The 25,271-nt window shown below is 57.9% G+C and carries 20 protein-coding genes; 17 read left to right on the top strand and 3 right to left on the bottom strand.

Features of this window, described 5'->3' with window-relative positions; genetic code table 11:
• The first annotated feature begins 25 nt into the window (after positions 1–25).
• Together BN3270_RS05690 and BN3270_RS05695 are read left to right on the top strand one after the other, a co-directional pair.
• Entirely contained in the window at positions 26–703 is a 678-nt protein-coding gene (locus BN3270_RS05690; protein ID WP_058986182.1) for a glycosyltransferase family 2 protein, read from the top strand.
• A gap of 12 nt (positions 704–715) precedes the next feature.
• The gene (locus BN3270_RS05695; RefSeq protein WP_058986183.1) at positions 716–1,069 is read left to right on the top strand and encodes a DUF2304 domain-containing protein; all 354 of its coding nucleotides are present in this window, start codon (positions 716–718) and stop codon (positions 1,067–1,069) included.
• Between the two features lie 24 nt (positions 1,070–1,093).
• Here BN3270_RS05695 and BN3270_RS09495 read toward each other — a convergent pair whose 3' ends face one another.
• Together BN3270_RS09495 and BN3270_RS05700 are read right to left on the bottom strand one after the other, a co-directional pair.
• A complete protein-coding gene (locus tag BN3270_RS09495) occupies positions 1,094–2,341 on the bottom strand; it encodes a lipopolysaccharide biosynthesis protein (RefSeq protein WP_148335496.1) in 1,248 nt (415 codons plus the stop codon).
• Between the two features lie 105 nt (positions 2,342–2,446).
• Entirely contained in the window at positions 2,447–3,322 is an 876-nt protein-coding gene (locus BN3270_RS05700) for a LicD family protein (RefSeq protein ID WP_058986184.1), read from the bottom strand.
• A 173-nt stretch (positions 3,323–3,495) separates the two neighbouring features.
• Between BN3270_RS05700 and BN3270_RS09310 the strand changes: the two genes are divergently transcribed.
• The 15 genes from BN3270_RS09310 (at position 3,496) to polA (ending at position 23,576) form a co-directional block, all read left to right on the top strand.
• On the top strand, positions 3,496–4,629 hold the full coding sequence (locus BN3270_RS09310; protein ID WP_082673391.1) for a glycosyltransferase family 4 protein: 1,134 nt from the start codon (positions 3,496–3,498) through the stop codon (positions 4,627–4,629).
• A gap of 276 nt (positions 4,630–4,905) precedes the next feature.
• The gene (locus tag BN3270_RS05705; protein ID WP_271711935.1) at positions 4,906–5,979 is read left to right on the top strand and encodes a pyridoxal-phosphate-dependent aminotransferase family protein; all 1,074 of its coding nucleotides are present in this window, start codon (positions 4,906–4,908) and stop codon (positions 5,977–5,979) included.
• A gap of 9 nt (positions 5,980–5,988) precedes the next feature.
• Positions 5,989–7,335, top strand: coding sequence for an adenylyltransferase/cytidyltransferase family protein (locus tag BN3270_RS05710; protein ID WP_058986814.1), 1,347 nt, complete (start codon positions 5,989–5,991; stop codon positions 7,333–7,335).
• Positions 7,336–7,345: 10 nt separating this feature from the next.
• The gene (locus BN3270_RS05715) at positions 7,346–9,124 is read left to right on the top strand and encodes a phosphotransferase (protein ID WP_058986186.1); all 1,779 of its coding nucleotides are present in this window, start codon (positions 7,346–7,348) and stop codon (positions 9,122–9,124) included.
• Positions 9,125–9,139: 15 nt separating this feature from the next.
• The gene (locus BN3270_RS09500; RefSeq protein WP_156411860.1) at positions 9,140–9,313 is read left to right on the top strand and encodes a hypothetical protein; all 174 of its coding nucleotides are present in this window, start codon (positions 9,140–9,142) and stop codon (positions 9,311–9,313) included.
• Between the two features lie 11 nt (positions 9,314–9,324).
• Positions 9,325–10,761: a purine-cytosine permease family protein gene (locus BN3270_RS05720; RefSeq protein ID WP_058986187.1), complete on the top strand. Its 1,437-nt coding sequence runs from the start codon at positions 9,325–9,327 to the stop codon at positions 10,759–10,761.
• A 222-nt stretch (positions 10,762–10,983) separates the two neighbouring features.
• Entirely contained in the window at positions 10,984–11,955 is a 972-nt protein-coding gene (locus BN3270_RS05725; RefSeq protein WP_058986188.1) for an IS1595 family transposase, read from the top strand.
• A 65-nt stretch (positions 11,956–12,020) separates the two neighbouring features.
• Positions 12,021–14,570 (top strand): L,D-transpeptidase, encoded by a 2,550-nt coding sequence (locus BN3270_RS05730; protein WP_058986189.1) that lies wholly within the window; start codon positions 12,021–12,023, stop codon positions 14,568–14,570.
• Between the two features lie 60 nt (positions 14,571–14,630).
• Positions 14,631–15,746, top strand: coding sequence for a UDP-galactopyranose mutase (gene glf, locus BN3270_RS05735; RefSeq protein WP_058986190.1), 1,116 nt, complete (start codon positions 14,631–14,633; stop codon positions 15,744–15,746).
• Positions 15,747–16,286: 540 nt separating this feature from the next.
• Positions 16,287–16,505, top strand: coding sequence for a hypothetical protein (locus tag BN3270_RS05740; protein WP_167551325.1), 219 nt, complete (start codon positions 16,287–16,289; stop codon positions 16,503–16,505).
• Positions 16,506–16,598: 93 nt separating this feature from the next.
• Positions 16,599–18,065, top strand: a complete 1,467-nt coding sequence (locus BN3270_RS05745) for an LCP family protein (RefSeq protein ID WP_058986192.1) — start codon at positions 16,599–16,601, stop codon at positions 18,063–18,065.
• Positions 18,066–18,086: 21 nt separating this feature from the next.
• The gene (locus BN3270_RS09505; protein WP_148335498.1) at positions 18,087–18,449 is read left to right on the top strand and encodes a hypothetical protein; all 363 of its coding nucleotides are present in this window, start codon (positions 18,087–18,089) and stop codon (positions 18,447–18,449) included.
• A 192-nt stretch (positions 18,450–18,641) separates the two neighbouring features.
• The gene (locus tag BN3270_RS05755) at positions 18,642–19,982 is read left to right on the top strand and encodes a glutamine synthetase family protein (RefSeq protein WP_058986194.1); all 1,341 of its coding nucleotides are present in this window, start codon (positions 18,642–18,644) and stop codon (positions 19,980–19,982) included.
• A gap of 42 nt (positions 19,983–20,024) precedes the next feature.
• A complete protein-coding gene (locus BN3270_RS05760) occupies positions 20,025–20,699 on the top strand; it encodes a winged helix-turn-helix domain-containing protein (RefSeq protein WP_058986195.1) in 675 nt (224 codons plus the stop codon).
• A 198-nt stretch (positions 20,700–20,897) separates the two neighbouring features.
• Positions 20,898–23,576: a DNA polymerase I gene (gene polA, locus BN3270_RS05765; RefSeq protein ID WP_058986196.1), complete on the top strand. Its 2,679-nt coding sequence runs from the start codon at positions 20,898–20,900 to the stop codon at positions 23,574–23,576.
• A 472-nt stretch (positions 23,577–24,048) separates the two neighbouring features.
• On the opposite strand, the gene BN3270_RS05770 is transcribed toward polA, so the two are convergent.
• Positions 24,049–24,450, bottom strand: a complete 402-nt coding sequence (locus tag BN3270_RS05770) for a PDDEXK family nuclease (protein ID WP_058986197.1) — start codon at positions 24,448–24,450, stop codon at positions 24,049–24,051.
• Between the last annotated feature and the right edge of the window lie 821 nt (positions 24,451–25,271).

A 25,271-nucleotide genomic window follows, 5' to 3' on the forward strand; every position in this document is an offset into this window, starting at 1 on the left:
GGAAGTAATCGTTTAGGGTGAAAATATGCGAACTCTATTAATAATTCCTGCGTACAACGAAGAGGGAAGTATAGAGCGGGTAATCGATGAAATCGTCAGCGATTACCCGCAATATGAATACGTGATTGTCAACGATGGATCGAAAGACGGGACTGGTGACATATGCCGTAGGCGCGGCTACCGTTTCCTCGATCTTCCCATCAACCTCGGGTTGGCCGGTGCGTTCCAGGCTGGTTTGAAGTATGCCTATATGCGCGGGTACGATTGCGCCATCCAAATCGACGGCGACGGACAGCATCGGCCCGAATATATCGCCTCGCTCGTCGACAAGATCGCCGACAACGACATTGTCATCGGATCACGCTTCGTCACAGAAGAAAAGCCGAAAAGCATGCGCATGGTCGGCAGCAACATGATCAGCAACATCATCAAGATGACCACGGGCGTGCGGATCATGGATCCAACGTCCGGCATGCGGGCTTATAACCGCCGGATGATCAAAGAGCTGGCGTTCGGGCCGAACATGGGGCCCGAGCCTGATACCATCTCGTATCTCATCAAGAAGAAGAGCGCAAAGGTCGCAGAAGTGCAGGTGCAGATGGCCGACCGTCTCGCAGGCGAAAGCTACCTGAACGTAAAGGCCTCGATGAGATACATGACACACATGTTCTTTTCCGTCCTGTTCATCCAATACTTCCGATAAGGCTGGCTTTCGATGTCTATCTACTTGCAATTGATACTGTTTCTCGCGTCTCTCGGGCTAACCGTTTTCGTTACGCGCAGCGTGAAGAAAGCGAAGATGCGCATCGAAGACGCCTTTTTCTGGGTCGTCCTCTCGTTCTTCATCTTGCTGCTGAGCGTCTTCCCCCAGATCGGCTATTGGTGCGCCGACGTGCTGGGGTTTCAAGCTCCTATCAACTTCATCATGCTCTTCTTCATCTTTGTCTTGCTGGTGAAGGGGTTTATTACAAGCCGGCACGCATCGGAGCTTGAGACTAAAGTCAGGGAGCTATCTGAACAGATTGCCTATGACCGTTTGGACCATTACGAACGTACACATGTGAAATGAGAACAGCCAATATGTCGGGGGTTATCATTCATGTGGTCCGTTTACGTAGGGTTTGGTTGAAAATATATATATGAGTCGAATAAACCCGTAGATTATTCCAATCGAAAATGATGCCAATGTCACGATATTGATTCCGTTCATATACCAAAGATGGAATGCTACGTTCATGAAAAGGACGCAAGAGATAAACGATATGGCGGAAATGGCAACTGCCTCCATTAGCCTTCTGAGGACAATAAATATATCCGTAATAAAGGATGCTATTGCCATGGAAGTCGCTGCTGCCATTGCTGGTGTGAGAAGCCATGAGCAGCTTTGAATATCGTTGCCAAACACGTAGCTCAAAACTGCATCACCGAAAATGTACGCAGCTATTGTGCACAACAAACCAACGAAGGCAATCAACAATATTAGTTTTACCGTTGATTGTTTTACTCCAATTACGTTGTGCTTCGCATACATTGACGATATAGGTACTAGGAATGGGCTGTAGAGATAGGTGGCCATAACCTGGACGATTACGCAAGGTGTTGCAATGGCTGCATATATACCTAGTGCTTCTGTCCCGTACTGTATTGCAAACCACTGGCGTGCGATTGTTGCGACCAATCCATAAAGAATTTGAGACAAGACTAATGGAAAACATATTTTAAGTAGCTCTCGAAACCTATTGTTGCTGAGTCTCGGTTGTAAATCGGATAGCTTTTTTGAGTGGGGGATGTCGAAAGTTATTGTGACAAACAAGCAGCTAATAAACATGAGGAGTATTGAAACAAGGAGATTGCTGAATATCACCAGGCCAGCAGAGAAGACGGCGATTGATAATACACCTCGTATCATTTGAGATATGCCTATGAAGTCCATCCGGGAGGCTTTTTGATCGATCCCGTATAGGACATTCGAAAACGCTTCGTCTGCTTTAAAAAGGAGGAAGCAGAGGACTGTAAGAATTGTAAAGAAGTCTGGCGAGACTAAAATCGTATAAATAAGAAAGACGCAATATGAAATACCGATAGTTGCTAATCGGAAACCAACATATTCGTTGGCCGTATATTTGTTGTTAGTATCAGATATTTGATAGGTTCGCATGTTGTACGTTGCGAGAGCGGTAAAGATGTTTCCTGTTGCCATGGCAAATGCTAGATAGCCTGAATTTACGTAGGAAGTTGAGAACGTAACTACAACAATAGTAGTGAGCCATTGGCAGGCTTGATAAATAAGGCAGCCAACGGTGTTCCAGATCAAATTTTCTTTTGGGGTCAGCTCTCTCATTTACGGAAAATGTCCTAGCTAAGAAAAGTCGTATCAATAAGCAAACAATAGGTCGAAAGTCTGAGCGGATAACGGCTTCATCGCCGGTATCTGAAACTGCGATCCCTATTCCAGGGAACCGAATTCCTTGGAATAGGGGCCTAAGTCGAGGATATCGGGGAAATGGTCATCCCGTCTGCTAGCGTCTATCGGTGTCATATAGTCACCGTACAGTTCCGTTAAATGCTTCTCTATTTTGTTGGGGAACCTGAGCTGGATTCCTTCAAAGTCCATCCACCTAGCGGGTTCGAAATCGCTTCGTAAATAAAGATCCATAGTAGGGGCGGTGTCGCATAGAAAGCCAATATATTTGGTATCTTCTAGGTCGTCATACTTGGTTTGCCAATCTAATGCTTTTTTATTGAAATTCATTTTTTGAATAAACGGTACCTTGAAGCCGGTCCTCAGAAGCTTGACCCCGAACTTAAGAAATTTTGATTTGAACCCAGAGCCTGCAATAAAGGGGTGCCTGACTAACTTAATGATCTGCAGCTTATTAAAAAGCCATGCTTTCCGAATCTGTTCTTTCCGATCTTTTTTATTGTCTGCAATGCTGTCCAGAGGAAATAAGTCGAGGAAGATCATTGAAGGAAATTCCATCGTAGCAAGGGAAGAGTCTTCAAGCTTTGTGCCCTTTAGCATCATTCGTGTGGTAGCCATCGGATAATTCACGTTGATTTCCGAATTTATCATTTCGTACTTATCCGAATAATCATTTATAACAATCTCGGTGAATTGAGTTAAGTCGTTTCTCGGCATGAGTATATCGACGTCTTCATCCCAGGGTATAAACCCCTTCTCACGTAATGCCCCGATTGCGGTGCCGTAGTGTGCGTACCATTTCAGGTCGTAATCTTCGCAGATTTTGATGAAATCCTTTAGCATCATTATTAGAACACTATGCAAGGGGATAAGTTTGTCGTATTTGCTTGTTTCGGACATTGCAATCTCCTAATTACCGTGTCTAGCTTATGGGAATATAACTTTGGCTCGAGAGCTCGATGCTGGTCATACTATCTCATAAATGCTGGTGCATTCTATTGCGGATAAGCAACAACAATAGCCAGCTTGCAGGAAAAGAGTTCAGAAGATAACCGGAGCGGAGGAAGTGGAAAGTGCCTACGTATTTGTTGTTTTCTCATCGGTTTTACCCACAACGCGGAGGGGTTGAAAGTTTTACGAAGAATCTTGCCAATGCGCTTGTCGAAGATGGTAATCGAGTATGCGTAATTACTTCCAAGATTGGTAAAGTCGAAGAATTTGAATTCCTAGAAAATGGTGTAGAAATATTCCGCGTTCCCTGCTATTCACTACTTTCGGGGAGGCTGCCTTTGTCAAAGCACGGAGGCCAATTCCGGCGTTTGCTCAATGAGGCAGCAGACAAAAAGCCGGATCGAGTACTGGTAAACACGCGGTTATTTCCTCTTTCAATTGATGGGTTGGAATTTGCAAAGTCGCTAAATATACCAGCTGTTGTGCTTGACCATGGCTCTGCTCATCTAACATTTGGAAATGCATTTGTTGATACGTTTGTTGAGCGATACGAGCATCTGATAACTAAAAAAGTAAAGTCGTATGGCCCCGTCTTTGCTGGCATCTCGGAAAAGAGTGTGCGTTGGCTTGGACACTTCGGCATTGAGACTGAGTATGTAATTCCTAATGCAATAGATGCGGAAGCATATAGGCGAATAGCTTCAGATAGAGATTTCCACGAAGAAGCAGGTTCTTCTAAGATAGTCGCTTATGTGGGACGCCTGGCGCCAGAAAAAGGTTGTAATGAATTACTAAAAGCGGCGCGTTCCTTCGAGTCGAATGGCTCGATAAAGTTTTTGCTAGCAGGTGACGGTATGCTCCGTAAAAGCCTTGAAGAAAAAGCGCCGAGAAATGTAATGTTGCTAGGTGCTCTCGATCAGTCTGACATCTCTTCTCTGCTTCAGCAATCCTCTGTTTTTTGTTTGCCATCACGGTCGGAGGGTTTTTGCACGTCCCTGTTAGAGGCGGGCGCTTGTGGAGTGCCGTCAATCATTACTGATGTAGGTGGCGCAACCGAACTTATTCCTGAACCGTCCGTCGGTTGGATTTTGCCTTCGGGTGAAAGTGGGGCATTGGTGAATGCCTTAAATAATTGTTTGAATCTTCCCGATGGCGATCGTAGACAAATGGGCCGACGTGCTCAGAAAATAGTAGAGAGTGAGTACAACTGGAAAAAATCAGTGGCGGCGCTTGAGGCCGTTTACGATCAGTTTTAGGCTCACACAATCGAATGACTATTTTACAGACACTGTTACGTAAAGTGGAGGTGTTAACTTCATTATTAGTTTGCGAATATGACCTAAATCTGCTGTTTCGTTGTCGCATGCAGCTACTAACTATACTAATGTTCAATATAAGAGTAGGTATGTAGGGTAATGAACATATAGTATAGATTTTCGTTTTCGTAACAACAGGAAGTTGCCGTATGGCGCATTTTCACGTAGTGATGGATTGTTGAGCATGAAAACCGATGCACCATGTTAAGAGGTCAAATGCTAAATTTCACCGTTGGGCCGGTTATGTCGAGCAGGGAAGTTCTCGATATTTCCGCCGAGTCCGCTCCGTACTTCAGAACGCCTGAGTTTTCCCAGATGATGCTGGAGAACGAGGAACTGATGCTACGATTTCTGAACGCACCTGAGGGAAGCCGATGCGCGTTCCTTACCGCTTCGGGGACTGGCGCCATGGAGTCGGTGGTCATGAACGTGCTGTCTCCTGCGGACAAAGTGCTGGTGGTGAACGGTGGCAGCTTCGGAGCGCGATTCGTCCAGCTGTGCCGACTGCACAAGCTGCAGGTTACCGAAGTTCCGGTGGGATTCGGCCATCAGCTGAGAGCTGATCAGCTTGAAGCGTTTGCGGGGCAGGGATGCACCGCCTTGCTCGTGAACATGGACGAGACCTCGTCCGGTTTGCTCTACGACATGCCGATGATAGCGGAGTTCTGCAAATACAACGGCATCATGCTGGTGGTGGACGCCATTAGCGCGTTCCTGTCGGACCCGCTCGACATGGAGGGGCTCGGGGCCGCCGTCGTCATCACCGGCTCCCAGAAAGCCCTCGCGGTGCAACCTGGCGTGTCCGTTGTGGCGCTTTCCCCGGGGGCCGTCGAGCGCGTTTATTCGAACGACGAGGCGTGCATGTACCTGAGCCTGAAGGAGGCCCTGAAGAACGGCGAGCGCGGGCAGACGCCTTGGACCCCTGCCGTTTCGATTCTTCTGCAGATCAACGCCCGGCTCAGGCGGATCGAGTCGTCGGGCGGGGTTGAAGCCGAGCAAGAACGGATTGCCGGGCGCGCGCAGCGGTTCCGCGCGCTTGCGCGCGATTTGGGGCTGGAGGTGGTGGCCGAGAGCCCCTCCAACGCGGTGACGGGCGTGAGGGCGCCCAAGGGGAACGCGCGACAGGTCTTCTCTACGCTCAAGGACGATTACGGGATCTGGGTGTGCCCCAACGGGGGAGACCGTGCCGACGAGATGCTCCGAGTGGGGCACATCGGCTCGATAACGGCAGATGATGAAGCGGAGCTGGCGGACGCGCTCAGGGACCTGCGCGCCAAGGGCATCTTGTAGGTGGCGGCCATGGTCAAGGTTATTACGTACGGCACTTACGACATGCTCCATCGCGGTCACATCCGCCTCCTCGAACGCGCGAAAGCGCTCGGCGACTATCTGATCGTTGGTGTGACCAGCGACGATTTCGATCGCTCGCGCGGGAAGATCAACGTGCAGCAGTCGCTTCCAGAGCGCCTCGAGGCGGTGAGGGCCACCAGCATCGCCGACGAGGTAATTGTCGAGGAGTATGCTGGCCAGAAGATCGACGACATACGCCGCTACGGGGTGGATGTCTTCACCGTCGGGTCCGACTGGAAGGGCCACTTCGACTATCTAGAAAAATGGTGCAAGGTTGTCTACCTCGACCGCACCGAGGGTATTTCGAGCACGGATTTGCGCACGGCGGCCAACAAGCTCAGGCTCGGGCTGGTGGGCGACGTCTCGTACATCTACAAGGTGCTGGAACAGAGCCGCTACGTGAACGGCATCGAGGTCGTGGGCGTGCGCACGAGGGATGCCGACGCTTTACCGCAGCAGATGCGCGAGCTCCCTTGCGTTACAGAGGATTTAGGCGAGCTGCTTGGGCAGGTCGACGCCGTGGCCGTCGTGGCGAACCCCTCGGAGCACTACGGGATCATCGAGCAGGCCCTCGCGGCGGGCAAGCACGTGCTCTGCGAGTCTCCGCTCGTGCTGAGTCGTGGCGAGTACGTTGAACTACGCTCACGTGCTCAAGAGAACGAGTGCCTGCTCGTGGACGCGATGAAGACGGCGTATTCGATGGCGTACTCTCGCCTCCTGTTGCTCGTGCAGAGCGGCAGGATAGGCAGGGTCGTGTCGGTCGACGCCACCTGCACCTCTTTGCGCCCCGCAGACTTCTCCGATAGGGCTGCGATGGAGCGCAACCAGAACAGTATGTGCGAATGGGGTCCGACCGGCATGCTCCCCGTGTTCCAGATATTGGGTACGGGATTTACCGAGAAACGCATAATCACGCTCTTCGCCGACGAGGCGAGCTGCTACGATTCCTTCACCAAGATCGATTTCGCATACCCTGGCGCGACTGCGAGCGTGAAGGTGGGCAAGGGCGCCAAGTCCGAGGGCTCGCTGGTGGTTACTGGCACCGAAGGTTACGCATACGTCCCGGCGCCATGGTGGAAGACCGACTACTTCGAGCTCCGTTTCGAGGACCAGTCCCGGAACCGCCGCTACTTCTACCAGCTCGACGGCGAGGGCATCCGCTACGAGCTCGTCACGTTCCTGCGCTCGATCATGTCGGGCGGCAGCGGATCCTATATAGAGCCGGCAGTGAGCGAGGCGATCGTCGGCGTGATGGAGGATTTTCACGCAGGAACCGACGTGCGAGTGATTCGGTGAGGAGATACGCATGCCTTTGAGAAAGAACGAGTTCACGATTCTTTACTCTCTCCTACGCCATGCTGGCGCAGGGCCCATCTCACAGCGCCAAATCGCAAGTTTGTGTGGTATATCGCTGGGGACGGTGAACTCAACGCTGGCTTCATGCCGCAGGGAGGGGCTTATCGACGACGAAAGAAAGCTGACGGCTAGAGGAACGGCTGCGCTAGAGCCCTACAAGGTTGACAACGCCATCATAATGGCGGCTGGGCTTTCCTCGCGCTTCGTGCCGCTTTCGTACGAGAAGCCCAAGGGAGTGCTCACCGTGCGCGGCGAGGTGCTCATAGAACGGCAGATACGCCAGCTTCAAGAAGCCGGGATCACGGACATTACGGTGGTCGTGGGGTACATGAAGGAGGCGTTCTTCTATCTGGAGGACATGTTCGGCGTGAAGATCGCGGTGAACCGGGAGTATGCCAAACGCAACAACAACTCCTCCCTACACCTGATCCGCGACCGATTGTCGAACACCTACATCTGCTCTTCGGACGACTACTTCACCCAGAACCCGTTCGAGCCATACGTGTACCAGGCCTATTATTCGGCCGAGTTCTTCGAGGGGCCAACCGACGAGTACGTCATGGAGGTGGGACCCGGCAACCGGATCGAGCGCGTGGACCCGAACGGCGGCGCCGACGCCTGGTGCATGATCGGGCACGCGTACTTCGACCGCAGCTTCTCGGATGCGTTCGTGGCGATCCTGGAGTCCGAGTACGAGCGACCCGAGACCGCTGGCAAGCTGTGGGAGGACATCTACATCGACCACCTGCGCGAGCTGCCCATGGTGCGGCGCGACTACCCGGCGGGGACCATCTACGAGTTCGATTCGATAAAGGACCTGCGCGAGTTCGACCAGGACTTCCTCGAGAACGTGGACTCGGCGATCCTGGACAACATCTGCGGCTACTTCGGCTGCGACCGCGGCGAGCTGGGAAGCATAGCCCCCATCAAGGAGGGGCTGACCAACCTGTCGTTCAAGTTCGGCCTGCGGGGGGAGACCTACGTGTACCGGCATCCGGGCGCGGGCACCGAGCATCTGATAAACCGTGCGAGCGAGACCTTCTCCCAGCAGATAGCCCGCAATCTGGGCATCGACTCGACGTTCGTCTACGAGGACCCCGCGGAAGGGTGGAAGCTCTCCCGCTACGTAGAGGGCTGCGCACCGTTCGACTACGGGGACGCGCGGCAGGTGGGCGAGGCCATGCGCATCGCGCGGATCCTGCACGGGGCGGCAGCAGAATCGGAATGGTCCTTCGACGTCTATGAAAAGGCGCGGGGAATCGTCGAGTCGCTTGAGGGCAGGGGGTACCCGCTCCCGCCCGACTTCGCGTTGCTCGAGGCACGGGCCTCCAGCCTGCACGAGCACGTATCAGCCGACGGCGTCGCTCCCTGCCTCTGCCACAACGACATGTACGGACCCAACTTCTTAGTGCACGACGGAGGAATGGAGCTCATCGACTGGGAGTACTCGGCGATGGGGGACTACGCGAGCGACCTAGGCACGTTCATCTGCTGCAGCGGCTACGGGTTCGAGCAGGCGGAGCGCGCGATCGCGGAGTACTTCGGGCGCGAACCGAGCCCGTCCGAGCTTCGGCACTGCACGGCGTACGTAGGGCTGTCCTCGTATTACTGGTACGTGTGGGCGCTGTTCAAGGAGTCGGAGGGCGACCCTGTGGGCGAGTGGCTCTACCTATGGTACCGGGCCGCGAAAGCGTACGGAAAGCGCGCGCTCGACATGTACGAACGATAAAGAGGGAAGGGAAAGATGGCGCAAGAGAGTTTCGAGCAAGAGCTGGACCGAGAAGTCGACGAGCGGCTCGCGCTGATGGAGGAGCCCGGCTACCAGTTCCCGGCCCCGCTGGGGAGGATCGACTGGGTGCTGATCGCGGTGATTCCGGCGGTGAGCCTGCTCCTGCTGGTCGTGGGCGAATTTCTGTAGGGGAGCGCGACATGGCAAAGCAGACCATGGAAGAGTACGTGAACCAAGAGACCATCTTCGGGCTGGTTCCCGTAAAGAAATCAGAGCGCAGCTATGGGTTCTGGGACACCTTGCTGGTTACGAGCGGTTTCGCTATCGCCACGTGGTGCTACTCGCAGGGCGCTCTCACGGCAAGCTATCTGGACTTCTGGCAGTCGCTGATCGTGACCTTCGCGATGGGCGGGTTCTTCCTCATTTTCGAATGCCTGCCCGTGATATTCGCGGTGCGATACGGCGTCGACCTATGGGTGTACTTGCGCGCTGTGCTGGGAAAGAACGGCGTGAAGGTGTTCGCGACGCTCGTCATACTCGGCAACTGGTTCTGGTACGCGGTGGCGGCGAACATGTTCGGGTCGTCCATCGCGCAGATCTGCGCAGGGTTCGGCATCGTCCTGCCAGACGAGGCGGTGCGCTGGATATCCATCTTGAGCGTGGTGGGCGGCTCGCTCCTGGCTATCGCCGGGCCGTCTGCCATCAAGTGGACGAGCCGCATCTTGGTGACGCTGCTGCTGGCAATCGGCGCTATCGTCTTCGTCATGTGCTTCACTGTGGCGCCGTTCGGCCAGATTGCCGCCTATCAGCCCGACCTTTCCGCGGTTGACGGCAACGGGCTTGAGGCGTATGCCATGGCGGCGGAGGGCATGGTAGCGTTCAGCTTCAGCTGGAGCACTCAGGCCATCGTCCTTCCGCGCCTCTCGAAGACCGAGCGCGCCGGTTACTGGGGCACTTTCGCTGGCTATGCTGTCGTGGCGCCGTTCTTCGTTTTCATCGGCGCGGTTATGGCCATCGTTATGTTCATCACCACGGGCGAGTACGTGAGCGATCCCACTGTGATGCTCGCCACGTTGGGGCCGCAGGTGGCGCTCCTGTCCCTTATGCTGGTGGCTTTCGCCAACATCGGAACGCAGGCGGTGGGCGGCTACGTGAACGACATGGTGCTCAAGGCGGCGTGGCCGAAGGTCGACTACAAGGTGCTCGTGCTCCTGTCGGGCATCTATGTGGCGGTGCTCACCTATTCGGGCGAGGTTACTGCAAATTTCGGGCAGTTCATCTCGATTGCGGCGTACATCCAGGGGCCGATCATCGGCATCATGTTCGTCGATTACATCGTCCTTCGAAAGCGCAAGTTCAGCTTGAAGAGCCTTTACTACCGTCCCGGGCACGACGCTTACGACTTCAAAGGCGGCGTGAACTGGATAGGCGTGCTGACGATTGCCATCACTTTGTTCGTAGCACTGTTCATGGTGTACAACCCCATCACGGGCGAGGTGCAGAGCTCGGTGTTCTACTTCACGACTGGCTCGGGCTTCACGGCTCTGTTCGGCGGGCTGCTGTACTACCTGGCGTCCCGCGTACCCTCGCTTCGGGCTATCATGCTGCGAGATCGCGATGATTTGGGGATTGTGTAACCGTAGCCATTTGGAAGCATCGAGTGCCAGACTCTGATCGCAGCTCGATTATTATTTTCTCTAACAGTCTAGAAGACGGGTGCTGTTTTCGGCACATCTGGCCCTCGCGCCCGCGGGCTTGATATGATGTTGCCGCCAACAAAGAGCGTGCCCAGGTGCCCACCTGGTTCTTTGTTTGGCGACATCCTGTCGGGTGGGCATCTGGGCGGACAGGATACCGCCATGACCCGTGCGAACCCCTACGAAGGCTTCGTGTCGCCGCTCGACGCCGGCGAGTTCCGAAGCCTCTCCTCCGCCGTATCCGAGCGAGAGTGCCGGGAAAGGCACGGCTTCGGCACCTTCGCCGAGGCCGCCGCCATCTACCGTCCGAACCCTCCGTGCCCCAGGTGCGGGCTCCCGGACCCCGGCAGGGACGGATTCACCGACTCCGGGCTGCAGCGGTTCGAGTGCCGCTCCTGCGGGTGCAGGTTCAACTCGCTGACCGGCACCGTCCTCGAGCATTCCAAGAAGGGCATGCCGACCTGGGTGGGCTTCGTCAACGTGATGAGGTTCAACGTGCCGCTCGACGCCGCCGCCGAGCTGTGCGGCATCACCCACCAGACCGCCTTCGAGTGGCGCCACCGCATCTTCGCAACCGTCGACGGCTACCAGGACAAAATCGTGCTCAGGGACACGTCCTGGCTGGACGAGACCTACGTCAACGACACCGACCTCTCGCACGGCTACGGCGAGGCGCGCAAGCGCGGCCTCTCCAAGCAGAAGGTCTGCATCGCCGTCGCCATCGACGTGCACAAGAACCCGGTCGCGGTCGTCATCGGCCACGGGAAGCCGTCGTCGAGGCGCATGGAGGAGGGGATGCTCCCGCATATCGCGCCGGGGCCCCACATGGTCCACGACCGGGAGAAGTCGCATGGCGTCCTCATCCGGAAGGCGGGGCTGACCGACGAGGCGCACAAGGCCGACGTGCGCGACCCGGAGTACCTCGAGGGCATGCAGATGGTGAACAGCCTCTGCTCGTGGATCAAGCGCTACCTGTGGCGCTTCAACGGCATGAGCATGGACAACCTGCAGTCCTATCTGAACTGGTACGTCTACCTGTTCAGGGTGAAGCAGGCGAGCGAGAGGTGGCCCGAAACGGAAAGGGTGGTCCGCCATCTGCTGACGACGGCCGCGCGTTACCGCAGCTCAACGTGAGTCAGGAAGCACCTGTCTTCTAGACTGTTAGAATGCAAAATTTAATTACGGCATAAGGAACGGATATGAGATTTTGGTTCGAGACCGCGAAAGCTCGTGCGGGCATCCTTTCATTGATCCTCTCGTTGCTCGTTGCGCTAACTTGCTTCTCCTTCTCAGCGTATGCCGATGAGATCGGCGATGAAGAGTCTGCCGGGACGATACAGAACGAATCGCTTGATACGGATTCATCAAACCGGGAAGCCGACAAAGCGCCTGTGCGCGGAGCTGTCGACCCTGCGTTGGCGTTTCCGGAAGACGTTAATGCTAATGCTGTCAGCGATGACGGGGACCGTGTCACGGCATCTTCTGGCGATGGCTGCCAAATAATGACGGAAGGCGTTTCGGGCAAAGATAGCTTGGCTGCAGAACCGAACGCCGACGCCCAATCATTGAACGCTCCTGATTCGAGCGGGAGTTCCTCCAACGAAGATTTGGCTGAAGGGGTGACAGCGCCTTCCGGCACCGCCCAGCCTGCCCTCCCGCGCACCGCGCCCGCCCGCGCCGCCAAGGCGCCCGCCACGGGCTGGTCCCTCGAGGGCGTGGAGGTCTCCGACGCCTCGCCCGACCTGGGGCAGAGCGTGACGATCGCCCCCAAGGTGAAGGGCGACGCGTCGAAGCTGTCGTTCAAGTACGTGTGGGAGCAGGGGAACTGGGCGAAGTGGGGCGTGCTCGCCCCCATGCAGGGGGGCGCGGCGTCCTACACCTACCGGGTGCCGGTGGCGGACCAGCTGACCTTCTACGTGGACGCGACCGACGGCTCGAGGTCCGAGACCAAGACCGCGGCCGTGAACGTGGCGGACTGGTCGGCGAGCCTCTCGGCCCCGTCCCTGTCCGTGGCGCCCGACTCGGTGCGCCTCGAGGCCCTCGCGTCGCACGGGTCGGAGGCGGGCCTGGAGTACAAGTTCGTCTGGGAGAAGCAGGACTGGGCCGAGTGGGGCGTTGCTCGGAAGTTCCAGGCCTCCTCCTCTGCCAGCTGGGCGCCCTCGGAGCCCGGCGACTACACCGTGTGGCTCGACGCGCGCGACCGGTACGGCACCGTGCGCCACGACACGGCCAGGGTGACCGTTAAGCCCGCGGGATGGTGGGGCGTCTCCGGCGTGGAGCTCTCCGCGTCCCCGAAGCTCGGCAGGGAGCTCACCGTGAAGCCCGTCCTTGTCGGCAAGGCGCCCGCGGGCCTCTCCTACAAGTACGTCTGGACCCGCCCGGGCTGGGCCGAGTGGGGCGTGCTCGCCCCAATGGAGAAGGGCGCGGCGTCCTACACCTACGCCCTGGACAAGTCCGGCGACCTCGAGTGGTACGTGGACGTGTCCGACGGCAGGTCCACGCGCACCGCCTCGGCCTCCGCCCGCGTGGCCCCCGAGGAGTGGTCCCTGTCCGGCCTGTCCGCCTCGTTCGGCGCGGACGGCACGGCCACGCTCTCCCCGAAGGCCTCCGGCCAGACGGCCTTCCTGACCTACAAGTGGGTCTGGGAGCAGGGAGGCTGGGCCAAGTGGGGGGTTGCAAAGCCGTTCTCCAAGGCGTCAACCTACTCCTTTAATAAGGAGGGGCGCACCGACGTCTACTGCGACATTCGGGACTCTGCTGGTAACGTTTGCACGGTTTCCCTGCCTGTTTTCATTTCCGGGAGCGACGGTTTCGTCGTTACTCCTGTGAAGGTTGCTGATAGCCAGATAAGGCTCGGCTCCACAGCAAGTTTTTCTGCTAGGGGGATAGACCCCGCTCAGAGCAACGTGAAGTACAAGTTCGTATGGGAGAAGGACAACTGGTCCTCTTGGGGAGTGATTAAGTCTTCCTCGTTTGAAAACGTGGCGTCTTGGAAGCCGGGGTCGACCGGTAATTACGTCATTTACTGCGATCAAATCGGCGCGCACGGGGCTTCGTATACTTCTACTGCGCCCTTAGCTGTGTGGGAATTTGAAGGCGTTCATGATTATTGGAATGGATCTCAGCATGTCTATTACGCAAACATGGGTGCTGGTCTGAAGAATTTCTCATTCAAATTTGTTTGGGAGAAAAACAACTGGTCTGATTGGGAAGTTGCTAAGAAGAGCAGTGAGAACAATGCGACTATTTCGCTGACTGCGCCTGGGTCATACACAGTGTACGTTGATGTCTATGACGACAAGGGAAACTTTGCAGGAACCAAGGCTTCTTCGGTATATCGTGTCACCGACTGGACGCGTGCAAATATGGACAGTCGCGCCAACGGTTTTTCCAGTAGAACTGGTTGGCTGATTATGGTCGATCGCGGTAACGCTCGTGTGGGTGTTTACACGGGCTGGCGTGGTCATTGGGCAGAAAACCGTTATGTTATGTGCACGCCAGGCAAACCATCCACTCAAACCATTACCGGTACGTATACGACCCAGTATCGAAAGCCCCATCTGAGCGATACGCCTTCTGCGATGTACTGCACGAACATTTGGGGAGGGTATTTCTTCCATAGCATTTTGAGGTCGACTTCTGAGCTGGGCAACCATCTCTCTCATGGGTGCATTCGCATGAACTGGCCAGATGCGTATTTCATTTACACGCAGGTACCATTGGGCACCACTGTTAATATTTACAATTAGCGTGTGTTGAGAGGGGAGGCACATACCTCCCCTCTTTTTGTTGTGAAGAACGGAGCATTTATGTCCCAGTATGACTATCTGATCGTCGGCGCCGGCATTTCGAGCGCGGTCTTCGCGCACGAAGCCGCCAAGGTGGGGAAGACCTGCCTTGTCATCGACCGCCGGCCCCACATTGCGGGCAACATCTACACCAAGGAAGTCGAGGGCATCAACGTGCACGTGTACGGCGCCCACATCTTCCATACGTCCATCCGTCGCGTGTGGGACTACGTCAATCAGTTCGCCGAGTTCAACAACTACGTGAATTCGCCGGTGGCTATCTACAAGGACGAGCTCTACAACCTGCCCTTCAACATGAACACCTTCAGCAAGATGTGGGGCGTGAAGACTCCGGCCGAAGCCCAGGCCAAGATCGACGAGCAGCGCGCAGCCGAAGGCATCACCGATCCCAAGAACCTCGAAGAGCAGGCCCTTTCGCTGGCCGGCCGCGACATCTTCGAAAAGCTCATCAAGGGCTACACCGAAAAGCAGTGGGGCCGTGACTGCAAGGATCTGCCGGCGAGCATCATCAAGCGCTTGCCCTTCCGCATGCGGTTCGACAATAACTATTTCAACGACCGCTGGCAGGGCATCCCCATGGGCGGCTACACCAAGATGGTCGAGCGCATGTTCGGCGATTCCGAAATTCGCCTGAACACGGAATACCGCGACCTCATCGCCGCCGAGCCCGACATCGCCGACCGCATCATCTACTGCGGCCCTATCGACGAGTTCTACGATTTCAAGCTGGGTACGCTCGGATATCGCTCCCTGCGATTCGAAAGCGAAATCCTCGACGAGGTCAACCATCAGGGCAACGCCGTGGTGAACTACACCGAACGCGAGATTCCCTGGACCCGTATCATCGAGCATAAGCACTTCGAGTACGGCGATCAGCCCAAGACGGTAGTCACGCGCGAATATCCTGCCGACTGGAAACCGGGCGACGAGCCTTACTACCCGATCAACGACGAACGCAATACTAAGCTCTACGGTGAGTACGCCGAGCTCGCCAAGTCCGAGGGCAAGGTGGTCTTCGCCGGCCGTTTGGGCGGCTATAAGTATTACGACATGGACAAGGCCATCGACGCAGCCTTCGACTTGGTCGAATCCGAGCTGGGCGTGCATATCGAATAGCGTTTGTCCATAGGATTCAGTGCGCCGTGCTGCCCTTGGGCGGTGCGGCGCTCTTTTTTGAGCTGACAGTGGGGCAATCTTCCGCTGCATTCGTGGATGCGGTTGGGAGAGGGCGGTGTCCTCGCGCGCCTTGCGCTACCATTGCAGGGTCGGACGAACGAACGGATGGTGAGGGCAATGGCAAAGCACGCGTATGTTCCCGGGGCGAAGATTGGCCGGCACGGTCGCGTTTCCGCAGCGTCGGCTAATGTCGTTGATACTCCCGTTCGACATGACCATGCGGCCAGAGATATGGGAGAAGCTCCTGCGTCTTCTTTCGAGCCGCCACATGTCCCTGCACAACCGACTACGTCCCCCGAGCCTGCATCGACGAAACCACCTAGCCCGTCCATCACGGCCGACCTTACCCAGCCGCTTGAAAGCGTGCCCCTGCAACCAGGGCCCGCATCTCCGCGCTATGGCCAGTACGGCCAGGCGCCTCAAGAGGCTCCGCGTTCGGTGGTTCCGCCTACACCCGTCTTCGATACGCGCGAAGAGCCTGTGAGCTTTCGTTCCTGGCTCGGTGCCGTCATTTTGGCGAGCATTCCCTTCGTGGGCATCGTGGCCCTTATCGTCTATGCCTTCGGCCGCACGCGGTCGACTTCGCAGCGTAATTGGGCAAAAGCTTTATTGGTGTGGTCTGTTATCGTCTCGCTTGTGTGCGTCTTCCTCACCTACATCGGTATCCTTCATCCTTCGCAGTGGGGTGCGATTTTGTAGGGATTCTCATGCAGATGCACGATATCTTGTTGTGCGCAGGCAAGTTTGCATCCAAAATGAGTCGGAACGCCTAATTCGAGAGAACGGGCCCGTATGCCAACTACCCCTGATACCACCGATTATTCCCGCGACGTTGCCTGCGACCGCTATCACAGCCAGCGCACAAGCAAGCGCCGCAAACACGTGATTGTCGCCTTGCTTATCATCGCCGCGTTGCTGCTTTCCGGCGCTGGTGTTGCCTACGCCTACTATCAGCACGTGACGACCACGATCAACAACAACTTCAAGAAGGGCCTCGATTCCGACCTGGAGGGTGCGCTCACCACGACCGATAGCCCCACCGACCCCTTCTATGTCCTCCTTATGGGCACCGATCATTCGCTCGGGCGCGACAATGACGGGTCGACTGACAATCTCTACCGTACCGACTCGATCATCCTTGCGCGCGTCGACCCGGGCAACCAGAAAGTCACGCTTGTGTCTATTCCGCGCGACACCAAGGTCGACATCGAAGGACACGGGTCTACCAAGATCAACGCGGCCTACGCCTTCGGCGGCGCCTCGCTGGCGGTGTCCACCGTGTCTAAGGTGGCCGGCGTCGACATTTCCCACTTCGTTCTCATCGACATGGACGGCCTGTCTTCGGCGGTCGATGCCCTGGGCGGCGTCGAAGTGAACGTGCCCTACGAGATCAACGACCCTGACTACACGGGCTACCTGGCCGCAGGCGACCAGACGCTCAACGGCGAGCAGGCCCTCATCTTCGCCCGCGCCCGCCACTGCTACGACAAGGTGGGCGACGGCGACCTCATTCGTACGGCCAACCAGCGCGCCCTTATCGGCGCCATCGCCCAAAAGCTCTTGCAGGAGGACAAGGTCACCCAGGCCAACGTCCTTACCCAGCTGTCGTCCTATGTGCAAACCGACCTTTCGGTCGATGACATCAACGGGTACGCGGCCCAGTTCAGCAATATGGATATGGATTCCAATCTCTACACGGCGGTCATGCCTACCGAAGCCGAATTCACCAACGGGGTCTGGTTCAACATCATCCAGCAGGCTGCGTGGAAGAAGATGATGGATCGCGTGACCCAGGGCCTGCCGCCCACCGAAGACGAGGAAGTCGACGCGGGCACGGGCATTGTGACGTCGACCACCGGCGACGGCGGCAACCAGAACGTGACGGCCGATTCGTCGGTCAGCTCCCTTTCTTCGGAGAGCAGCTCGTCGACCGCTTCGAGCTCGTCTTCGGCCGACACTGCTACCAAGAGCGGTACCGTGGTTGTGAAGAACGGCTCTGGCGTGGGCGGCGCGGCCAAAGCGGCGGCAAAGACCCTGTGGAAGAACGGATACACGGTCGTTTCGACGGGCAACGCCGAATCGAAGGACTACAAGACCTCGCTGGTCGTCTATGCCGACGACCGGTTTGCCGGCGAAGCCCAGGCGATTGCCAACGAGATCGGGTCGGGCTGCCAGGTGAAGAAGAACGACGGTACCTATACGCTTTCGGGCGGCGATCTGCTCGTGGTGCTGGGCTCGTCGGACGTGAATACGGATTAGTCGAGGCATTCGAGGCGAACTATGACGGAAAGACGAACCAGATCGCAGGCTCAGGCAGCTTCCATTCCACGCGGGTATCCGCAGCAGGGCGCCTACGCCCCGGGCTACGGCGGGTCACCGCAGCAGGGTTATTACGCTCAGCCTGCCTATCCCAACTATCCGCCCGTACAGGACGAGAGCTTGGGCGTGGGCAACTGGATCCTCACGATCATCGTGTCCCTTATCCCCGTGGTGAACCTTGTCGTTTTGCTTATCTGGTCCTTTGGGCGGGTGCGCCAGCCGCGCAAGAACTTCGCGCGCGCCATGCTCGTCCTTATCCTGATCTGCGTTGCAGCGCTGTTCGCGTTTTCGGGTGTGATCATCAACCTCTTGCAATCGTATTAACGGTATGCGGCCCCGGTTCTTCCGGGGTCGCTTCGCTTTCTGCGCTGATTCGTGGCGTTTCGATTCCGTCGGTCTTTGTTAATCGTTTCGAAACGGAGTATTCATACAGTAAGTACACAGCGACCGCGTGCGGTCGCGCGGGTTGGTGCAGGTCCGCCTGCAGTCAGGTTTCGCTACAGAAAGGATGCGTCGATGTCTCCCGATCAGGAATACGTGATGCGCACGATCAAGTCGCGTGACGTGCATTTCGTGCGCTTCTGGTTTACCGACGTGATGGGGCGCATGAAGTCGTTCGCCGTGAGCCCCAACGAACTGGAAAGCGCCTTCGCCGAAGGCATGGGCTTCGATGCGAGCTGCATCGACGGCTTCACCGACACGGCCGAAAGCGACATGCTCGCCTTCCCTGATGCCTCCACCTTCCAGATCTTGCCTTGGCGCCCCGATAGCGACGCCGTCGCGCGCATGTTCTGCAGCATCAAAACGCCTGACTTGCAGTCCTTTGAGGGGGACAGCCGCGCCATATTGGCCCGCCAGATCGCCCGGGTGCGCGCCGCCGGCTACGAGGCCAACATGGGCCCCGAAGTCGAGTACTTCTACTTCCGCAACAGCCGCAGCCGCGAACCGCTCGACCGCGGCGGCTACTTCGACCTTACCGCCCTTGATTCGGCGAGCGACCTGCGCCGCGACACGGTGCTCACCTTGGAGCGCATGGGCATTCCGGTGGAGTATAGCCATCACGAAAACGGGTCGAGCCAGCACGAGATCGACCTGCGCTACAGCGACGCTATGAGCATGGCCGACGCCGTGATGACTTATAAGATGGTCGTGAAGGAAGTGGCCAACGTGCACGGGGTGTACGCGAGCTTCATGCCCAAGCCCCTGCAGGACGAGCCGGGTAGCGGCATGCACGTGCATGTGAGCCTCTTCGACGCTGACGATCGCAACGCCTTCTACGACCCCAGCGATCCGCAAGGCTACAACCTTTCGGCCACGGCCAAGCATTTCGTGGCGGGCTTGCTTGCTTACGCGCCGGAGTTTTGCCTGGTCACCAACCAGTACGTGAACAGCTACAAGCGTCTGATGGCGTCGGGCAGCGAAGCGCCCGCCTGCATTTCATGGGGGCACGGCAACCGCAGCACCTTGGTGCGCATTCCCGCCTACAAGCCGCGCAAGGAAAGCTCCTGCCGCGTGGAGATTCGCAACCCCGATCCGGCCTGCAACCCCTATCTGGCCTTCGCGTGCATTTTGGCGGCGGGCATGAAGGGCATCGAGAACGATCTGTCCTTGCCCGCCTCGGCCGACGGCCACAATCTGTCGCTGCATACCGACGAGCAGTTGCGCCAAGCCGGCATTGAAAAGCTGCCCGAAAGCCTGGGGAAGGCGCTCGAGCGGTTCCGGTCGAGTGCGCTTATGCGCGAAGTGCTGGGGGAGCACATTCACGAATACCTGGTCGAGGCGAAGACCCGCGAGTGGCAGGAATACCTCTTGCAGGTGACGCCGTGGGAGATCGACCGCCAATTCGAAGTGCTGTAAACCCGGGTGCGCCGGGCTTTGCTTCCCGGCGGGGAGAGAACTATGGAACGCAAGCAAGTGATTTTCGTGGCGGATTGCTTGGACAACGCCTATAAATTCCAACATGTCCTTGCCGATATGGACGTCGAAGTGACGGCGCTTTCGGCCGCGCAGTTCGAAAAGTCTGCCGCGCGCAAGCACGACTACGACCTGGTGATTTTCGAATCGCATGACGAACACGACGACGCGTCGGCCAAGCTCGAACAGCTTTTGGCGGGGGAGAGCGGCGTTAGCGCGCTGTTCGTGGTGACCCAGGATGCCCTGGCCAATTTCCGCTTGCCCGTGCAGCTGAAGAGCGATTTCGTGGTCGACGAGGCAAGCGAAGCCGAATGCGCGGCCCGCGTGCGGCAGCTGCTGTGGCCGGGCAGCGAGCAGACGGCGTCCGAGCTCATCACGGTGGGCGACATGACGATCAATTTGGCGACCTACCAGGTGACGATCGGCGACGAGCCGCTCGACCTTACCTATTTGGAATACGCCCTGCTGTCCTTTTTGGCGGCGCACCCCGGTCGCACGTTCAGCCGCGATGCCCTCCTGCAGCGCGTATGGGGGTTCGACTACTACGGCGGCAGCCGCACGGTTGACGTGCATGTGCGGCGCATCCGCAGCAAGCTGGGGCCCGATTTGGCCCAGCATTTGGAAACGGTGCGCGGCGTGGGCTACTTGTGGCAGGCCTAGGGGCGCACGCCAGCAGCGGGCAGTCGGCCGGCCGTATAGATCGCAAGCGCTCGGTGGGCGCGGGGCGGTTTCGCCTCGCGCCTGTTGCGTGTGGGGTGCGTGCGCGCATCCGCTTTCCCCAGCGGTGCCCGCCCCGCCGTCTCCATTTCTACACGCTATACTGGAGCGCGACTCATTTCGTAAGAGAAAGCGAACGGCATGTCTGAAGCTGCGCCCAAGAAAATCGCCGTCATCGACGGCAATTCCCTCATGCACCGCGCCTACCACGCGGTCCCGCCCACGATGAACGCACCCGACGGCACGCCCACCAACGCGGTGTTCGGCTTTCTTTCCATGCTGTTGAAGTTTATCGACCTGGCGCACCCCGACGCTATCGTCTGCGCCTTCGATGTGGGTAAACCCGAATTCCGCATCAAAGCGCTCGAGCAGTACAAGGCTCAGCGCCCCAAGATGGACGACGAGCTGCGCGTGCAGTTCCCCCTCATCGACGACGTGATGCAGTCGATGAACATTCCCGTGGTGAAGGTGCCGGGGTGGGAAGGCGACGACATCCTGGGCACCATTTCGGCGCGCTGCGACGCGGCGGGCTACGATTGCCTGCTTGTGTCGGGTGACAAGGACGTCTGCCAGCTGGCCAGCGAGCATACGAAGATCGTCAACACCAAGAAGGGCATTACCGACGTCGTGATCTTCGACCCGGCAGGCGTCTTCGAAAAGTACGGGGTCGAGCCCGCGCAGATTCCCGACTACCTGGGCCTTATGGGCGACACGGCCGACAACATCCCCGGCGTGCCGGGCATCGGCCCTAAGACGGCGACCAAGCTGTTGCAGAAATACGGGACCATGGAAGGCCTCTACGAACATCTCGACGAGCTGAAGGGCAAGCAGCTCGAGCATGTGCGCGACAACCGCGACGCGGCCTTTCTTTCGCGCGACGTGGCCGTGATCAAGCGCGACCTCGATTTCCCCCTCGACCTCGAGGCGATTTCCTTCCCCAGCTTCACCGAAAAGGCCGTGGTCGAAGAGTTCGGCAAGCTGGGCATGAAGGCACACATGAACAAGGTGCTCGCGCTGGTGGGTGGCGCGGAGGCTGCCCCGGCGGCGCCGGCGGCCCAGCTTGAGTGGGACGATTACGCCACCGGCGACGAGGCGCTTGCCTTTGTCGACGAGTGCCTTGCGGCTGCCGAAGGCGGCGCGGGCGGGCGTTTCGGCCTGTCGTGGCTGCGCCAAGACCAGGCCAATCTTTTCGGGGCCAACATAATGGTGGGTTTCGCCGCCGAAGACGGCGTGGCGGTGCTCGAGGGCGATTCGGCCCTGTCGACCCTCGTGCGCATGGTGCGCCTGAGCGCGCAGGTGGGCGTCGACGTAGCCGTGCACGATGCCAAGCTCACGATTCAGGCGGCTTATCCGGCCGACACGGCCGAAGACGCCCAGCTCAGCGACGACGACGTCTTTGCCTCGCATCTTTTCGATGCGACGCTTGCCGCCTACGCCCTCGATTCTTCGGTGGCCGAATACGTGCCCAACTATCTTTCCGAAACCTACTTGGGTGGCGAGCTGCCCAAGGGGCAAACCGACGTCGATACGGTGGCGATCGAGGCGGCGGCCCTGCGCGCGCTTATCGAGCCGCTGCGCTCGGCGCTCGACGAGGACGGCAGCCGCGACGTGTACGAGAAGATTGACGCCCCCTTGGTGCCCGTGCTTGCGCGCATGGAGCGCACGGGAGCGGCTCTTGACGTGGCGACGCTCGACGAGTTGGGCGCGCGGACGCAGGGGCAGATCGACGAGCTGGTGGGCCGCATTTACGACCTTGCCGGCGAGGAGTTCAACATCGATTCGCCCAAGCAGGTGGCCCATATCCTCTTCGAGGTGCTGGGTTTAAAACCGCTCAAAAAGACTTCGCGCGGGTATTCCACCAACGCCAAGGTCCTCACCGAGCTGGCTAAAGACCACGAGCTGCCCGGCCTTATCCTGCAGTACCGCGAGCTTGCCAAGATCAAGGGCACCTACATCGACGCGCTGCCGGCCATGCGCAAGGGCGACGGCCGCCTGCACGGGGCCTTCAATGAGACGGTGACCACCACGGGTCGCCTTTCGAGCAGCAATCCCAACCTGCAGAACATTCCCGTGCGCACCGATTTCGGCCGCCATATCCGCGCTTGCTTCGTGCCCCTGCGCGAGGGCGACGAATTCGTGGGCGCCGACTACAGCCAGATCGAGTTGCGCCTGCTCGCCCACCTTTCGGGCGACGAGCATCTTGTGCACGCCTTCTGCACCGGGGCCGATTTCCACAGCGCCACTGCGGCGCGCGTTTTCGGGATTCCCGTCGACCAGGTCACGCCCGAACTGCGCAGTCGTGCCAAGGCGGTGAACTTCGGCATCGTCTACGGCCAGCAGGCGTTCGGCTTGTCGCAGAGCCTGCACATCCCCTTCGGCGAAGCACAGGAGATGATCGACGCCTACTTCCAAGCGTATCCGGGCGTGCGCACGTATCTTGACGGCGTCGTCGACCAGGCAACGCAGAACGGGTACGCCGAGACCATGTTCGGTCGCAAACGGCACATCCCCGAACTCAAAGTGCGCAATCGCCAGCAGCGGGCGTTCGGCGAGCGTACGGCTATGAACCATCCCATGCAGGGGTCGGCGGCCGACATCATCAAGGTTGCGATGCGCCAGGTGGAAGAGCGCTTGCGGGTGGAGTACCCCGAGGCGCACCTGATGGTGCAGGTGCACGACGAACTCGACCTTTCGGTGCCCGCCGACCAGGTGGAGGGCGTGTCGGCTCTGTTGAAGGACGTGATGGAGCACGTGGTCGAGCTCAAGGTGCCCCTGGTGGTCGATGTGGAGCACGGCCCCAACTGGGCCGAAGCCCACTAGCGCGCGGGTGCGGCTGAGCATGAGTGGGCGCGCGCGGGCTCGCGCGTGAACACGGCCGCGCGCGGGCGCGTGCCAGGTGCGAGCGCGGTTGCGCGCGTGCGCGGTGATACGCGCCGGACCAACTTTTGACGTAAAAATCTCTAATTCGCGGTTTTTGCTCTCTATGCAGTACTTTGAAGGCACTTCCGAACTTAGAAAATCAACAGAACATGAAATACTGTCTATGAACAACGTTGCAGGTTCTTTGTTGACCCTGTTCGTTTCGCGAAATAGGCATTTTTACATCAAAACTGGCTTTGTTCGGTAATTGAGTGGGGAAGTTCCTTACTGCATTGGAGCCAAGTTGCTGAATGAGGAAGGCTCGATCGGTGCACGGGACATCCGGTTGTCGAAATGTAGTTTCGAGCGCTGAACGGGAGAATTCGGTTTCCGAGGTCGAGAGTCCGATTGTCGGGTGGGCGCCCCCGATTGGCTAGAGCCATTTTGAATGAAGCAGCGAGCCGAGCAGCTTGCGCTGTCGTTCGCGGAGCTCAATGCTTTGATACCGCTTTGGCGTCCCCAGCAGCTTGCTTACATGTAAGGCGATTTGTCTGAGTTCCTCAATATTGTTCATCTGTATGCGGGTTACGGTTATCGTTGTTATTCCCAGCCGTGCGAGCACTTCGCGGCGCTTTGCGTCTTTTGCGATTTGCCGGGAACCGGTATGCAGGTCGCTGTCGTATTCAACGGCTACTGCGGCCTGGGGCCAATACAAGTCGCATCGATACGAGCGCTTGCCCGCCCATTTTACAAGTGGCGCGGGGACGCGCACCGTATAGTTGAGTTCGGGTTTGGGGAGTCCGAATCCTCCACTTCGCGCATGCACGGTGAACATTAGCTGGAGCGCAGCTTCCCTTGGGGATGCGGCTCCGGAAGAGGCCCAGTCCATCGCGCGACCGAACGCAGCGTTGCGTGTCGTGCTTCTAAGCGATTGATCTTGTATGGCGCGCGCGTAGACGGCAATTTTTCGGGGATTGGTGAGCTGGCATCGCTCGGTTATCCCGCTTGGCGCTTCTGCGCATGGCCGATAGGTGCTCATGAGCCGCGATGCGCATTGTGCGATATCGATAGCACGTGCTCCTCGTGCGAGTTGGAACAAACATATTTCCGGGGCAACGGTGTAGAGCCGGGGCGTTAGGGGTACGGTCGCAAGCGGAGGAAGTTTCTGGGTGCTTGCGTGCAGGCGAACCGTTCTGATATCTACTCGCGCGCCGAATGGTACGAGCACGTCTACGGGATGGGGCAGAGCCGTAATGAGGGGCTGCGTATCGACGATCGAAGAGTCCCATCCGAACGACTCAAGTGGCATCGTTCTTCGACAGGAGATCGTCTCGTCACCGAGCGCGTCATACAAGGCAAAGGCTGAGCTATGTGAGATGAGGATGTTCATGCGTAAGAGCGTACGTAACGCGTTTCTCAATCTGCGATATTCTTTGCCTCACGCAAATCTTGGGACTGTCGCAAATCTCTCGCGCTATCCTCACGCAGTGACCTCATAGGGGGTTTGGCGCTTGGCATGATGTGGGCTCTGTCTTGAGTCCTGCGGCTCTCATCGATGCCCCGATTCTGACTGCCTGTTCCTCACGGGCAAGCGACTGTTTCGGTCGCTTGCGTTCGCATTGAGCTCAGGCATTCGTTCTCGCCCCTTGCGCAAAT

This window comes from Hugonella massiliensis, assembly GCA_001486445.1.
Classification (GTDB): Bacteria; Actinomycetota; Coriobacteriia; order Coriobacteriales; family Eggerthellaceae; genus Hugonella; species Hugonella massiliensis.

Coding starts and splice junctions, on each gene's coding strand:
- BN3270_RS05725 (WP_058986188.1), top strand. CDS start 10,984: ATGACCCGTGCGAACCCCTACGAAGGCTTCGTGTCGCCGCTCGACGCC.
- BN3270_RS05695 (WP_058986183.1), top strand. CDS start 716: ATGTCTATCTACTTGCAATTGATACTGTTTCTCGCGTCTCTCGGGCTA.
- BN3270_RS05755 (WP_058986194.1), top strand. CDS start 18,642: ATGTCTCCCGATCAGGAATACGTGATGCGCACGATCAAGTCGCGTGAC.
- BN3270_RS05690 (WP_058986182.1), top strand. CDS start 26: ATGCGAACTCTATTAATAATTCCTGCGTACAACGAAGAGGGAAGTATA.
- BN3270_RS05770 (WP_058986197.1), bottom strand. CDS start 24,450: ATGTTCACCGTGCATGCGCGAAGTGGAGGATTCGGACTCCCCAAACCC.
- polA (WP_058986196.1), top strand. CDS start 20,898: ATGTCTGAAGCTGCGCCCAAGAAAATCGCCGTCATCGACGGCAATTCC.
- BN3270_RS05710 (WP_058986814.1), top strand. CDS start 5,989: ATGGTCAAGGTTATTACGTACGGCACTTACGACATGCTCCATCGCGGT.
- BN3270_RS09500 (WP_156411860.1), top strand. CDS start 9,140: ATGGCGCAAGAGAGTTTCGAGCAAGAGCTGGACCGAGAAGTCGACGAG.
- BN3270_RS05745 (WP_058986192.1), top strand. CDS start 16,599: ATGCCAACTACCCCTGATACCACCGATTATTCCCGCGACGTTGCCTGC.
- BN3270_RS05720 (WP_058986187.1), top strand. CDS start 9,325: ATGGCAAAGCAGACCATGGAAGAGTACGTGAACCAAGAGACCATCTTC.
- glf (WP_058986190.1), top strand. CDS start 14,631: ATGTCCCAGTATGACTATCTGATCGTCGGCGCCGGCATTTCGAGCGCG.
- BN3270_RS05760 (WP_058986195.1), top strand. CDS start 20,025: ATGGAACGCAAGCAAGTGATTTTCGTGGCGGATTGCTTGGACAACGCC.
- BN3270_RS05730 (WP_058986189.1), top strand. CDS start 12,021: ATGAGATTTTGGTTCGAGACCGCGAAAGCTCGTGCGGGCATCCTTTCA.
- BN3270_RS05705 (WP_271711935.1), top strand. CDS start 4,906: ATGCTAAATTTCACCGTTGGGCCGGTTATGTCGAGCAGGGAAGTTCTC.
- BN3270_RS09495 (WP_148335496.1), bottom strand. CDS start 2,341: ATGAGAGAGCTGACCCCAAAAGAAAATTTGATCTGGAACACCGTTGGC.
- BN3270_RS09505 (WP_148335498.1), top strand. CDS start 18,087: ATGACGGAAAGACGAACCAGATCGCAGGCTCAGGCAGCTTCCATTCCA.
- BN3270_RS05700 (WP_058986184.1), bottom strand. CDS start 3,322: ATGTCCGAAACAAGCAAATACGACAAACTTATCCCCTTGCATAGTGTT.
- BN3270_RS05715 (WP_058986186.1), top strand. CDS start 7,346: ATGCCTTTGAGAAAGAACGAGTTCACGATTCTTTACTCTCTCCTACGC.